1 protein-coding gene is annotated in these 2,766 nt (G+C 73.4%); it reads left to right on the forward strand.

Features of this window, described 5'->3' with window-relative positions:
• Positions 1–163: 163 nt before the first annotated feature.
• The gene (pepN, locus tag L1885_RS26710) at positions 164–2,671 is read left to right on the forward strand and encodes an aminopeptidase N (RefSeq protein ID WP_235799730.1); all 2,508 of its coding nucleotides are present in this window, start codon (positions 164–166) and stop codon (positions 2,669–2,671) included.
• Positions 2,672–2,766: the final 95 nt, after the last annotated feature.

Raw genomic sequence — 2,766 nt, forward strand, 5'->3', positions numbered from 1 at the left:
CCACCCCTCCCGCACCCGCGCCGCCTCGTCCCCCCCGCCACCCGGCACGCCCCGCCCGCCACCCGGCACACCCCGCACACCTCCCGTCACCGCACGCAGCCCCCGGCAACAGTGCGCGGAACCGTACTGCGCGGCGCACCCCGCATCGGGCAGCATGGGCCCCATGTCCGTACTGACGCGCGACGAAGCGCGAACCCGAGCCCGGCTGATCGACGTCCACCGGTACGCCATCGCCCTCGATGTCACCACCGGCAGCGAGACCTTCGACTCCCGCACCGTCGTCCACTTCACCGCACACGCGGCCGGGGACACCTTCGTCGAGCTCAAGCCCGCCACCCTGCGCGCCCTCAGCCTCGACGGCGAGGCCCTCGACCCCGCAGCCCTCGACGGGAACCGCTACCCGCTCAACGGCCTCACCCCCGGGGAACACGAACTGCGCGTCGACGCGGACATGCGCTACTCCCACACCGGTGAGGGCATGCACCGCTTCACCGACCCCACCGACGGCGAGACGTACCTCTACACCCAGCTGTTCATGGAGGACGTCCAGCGGGTGTTCGCCGCCTTCGACCAGCCCGACCTCAAGGCGGTCTTCGAGGTCACCGTCACCGCCCCCGAGGCCTGGACCGTCCTCGGCAACGGCATCGCCACCCACGACGGCGGCGGCCGCTGGAGCATCGCCCCCACCCCCCTCATCTCCACCTACCTCGTCGCCGTCGCCGCCGGCCCCTGGCACTCCGTGCGCACCGAGCACGCCGGCATCCCCTTCGGCATCCACTGCCGCCGCTCCCTCGCCCCCCACCTGACCGAGGACGCCGACGAGATCCTCGGCATCACCCGCGCCTGCTTCGACCGCTACCACGAGAAGTTCGAGGAGCCCTACCCCTTCGACTCCTACGACCAGGCGTTCGTCCCCGAGTTCAACGCCGGCGCCATGGAGAACCCCGGACTCGTCACCTTCCGCGACGACTTCGTCTACCGCTCCGCCGTCACCGACACCGAACGCCAGACCCGCGGCATGGTCATCGCCCACGAGATGGCCCACATGTGGTTCGGCGACCTCGTCACCCTCCAGTGGTGGGACGACATCTGGCTCAACGAGTCCTTCGCCGAGTACATGGGCTACCAGACCCTCGCCGAGGCCACCCGCTTCCGCGACACCTGGGTCGACTTCGCGATCGGCCGCAAGCCCTGGGGCTACGACGCCGACCAGCGGCCCTCCACGCACCCGGTCGCCCCCGAGCCGGGAGCCGTGCCCGACACCGCGTCCGCGATGCTCAACTTCGACGGCATCTCCTACGCCAAGGGCGCCTCCGCGCTGCGCCAACTCGTCGCCTGGCTCGGCGAGAAGGACTTCCTCGCCGGCGTCAACAACCACATCACACGGCACAAGTACGGCAACGCCACCCTCGCCGACTTCGTCGAGTCCCTCGCCCGCGCCACCGACCGCGACGTCCCCGCCTGGGCCGCCGCCTGGCTGGGCACCACCGGCGTCGACACCCTCCGCCCGCGCATCGACGCCACCGACACCGAATGGACCCTCACCGCGGCACACGAGGGCAGCCGGCCCCACCGCATCGCCGTCAGCAGCTACGACCTCGACATCGTCGACACCGGCCGCCTCGTGGCCCGCGACCGCTTCGAGATCGACGTGCCCGCCGACGGCGACAGCGCCCCCACCACACTGCCCGGCCGCCGCCCCGCCCTCGTCGTCCTCAACGACAGCGACCTCAGCTACACCAAGATCCGCCTCGACAGCGGCTCCTGGGACACCGCCCTCGGCACCCTGTCGGCCGTGCCCGACCCCCTCACCCGGGCCGTCGTGTGGAACGCGGCACGCGACATGGTCCGCGACGGCGAACTCGCCCCCGCCACCTACCTCGAGGCCGCCCGCGCCCACCTCCCGCACGAGACCGACCTCGCGCTCGTCCAGGGCGTCCTCACCTTCGCGGGCTCCCAGGCCGCCGCCCGCTACACCGCCCCCGGCAAGCGCCCCGCGGCCCTCGCCACGCTCACCGCCCTGTGCCGCGACCTCATCCGCCGCACCGAGGACGCGGGCAACCCCGGCCTCCGGCTCATCGCGGTACGCCACTTCATCGACGCCGCAACCCAGCCCGACGGCATCCACGACTGGTTCACCAGCGGCCACGTCCCCGGCGGCCCCGAACTCGACCCCGAACTGCGCTGGCGCGTCCTGACCCGGCTCGCCGTCCTCGGCGCCGCCACCGAGAAGGACATCGCCGGCGAACTCGCCCGCGACCCCAGCGCCAGCGGCCAGGAGGGAGCCGCCCGCTGCCGCGCCGCACTGCCCGACCCCGAGGCCAAGAAGGCCGCCTGGGCCCGCCTCTTCGACGGCGACGACCTGTCCAACTACCTGTTCACCGCCGTCGCCCAGGGCTTCTGGCAGCCCGAACAGGCCGACCTCGTCGCCGAGTACGTTCCCCGCTACTTCCCCGCCGCGGTCGCCCTCGGCGCCCGCAGGGGACCGGCCATCGCCGAGGCCGCCGGCCGCTACGCCTTCCCGGGCCACGCCGTCGACGACGCCACACTGCGGCTCGGCACCGAATGCCTCGACAGCGCCGACATGATCCCGGCCCTGCGCCGCAAACTCGTCGACCAGCTCGACGACCTGCGCCGCGCCCTGCACGTCAGGAAGGCCGACGCCGGCTGACCCGGCCGACGCCGGCTGACCCGGCCGACGCCGGCTGGCCCGGCTGAGCGCCCGCGCCCCGGGGTGCCCGGGGGACCGGGCGGTGCCGGGCCGCC

The organism is Streptomyces fuscigenes (assembly GCF_021556455.1).
In the GTDB taxonomy this organism is placed as follows: domain Bacteria; phylum Actinomycetota; class Actinomycetes; order Streptomycetales; family Streptomycetaceae; genus Streptomyces; species Streptomyces fuscigenes.

What these genes read in the sequence shown, in the direction of transcription:
- pepN (WP_235799730.1), top strand. Translation starts at nt 164, where the DNA reads ATGTCCGTACTGACGCGCGACGAAGCGCGAACCCGAGCCCGGCTGATC.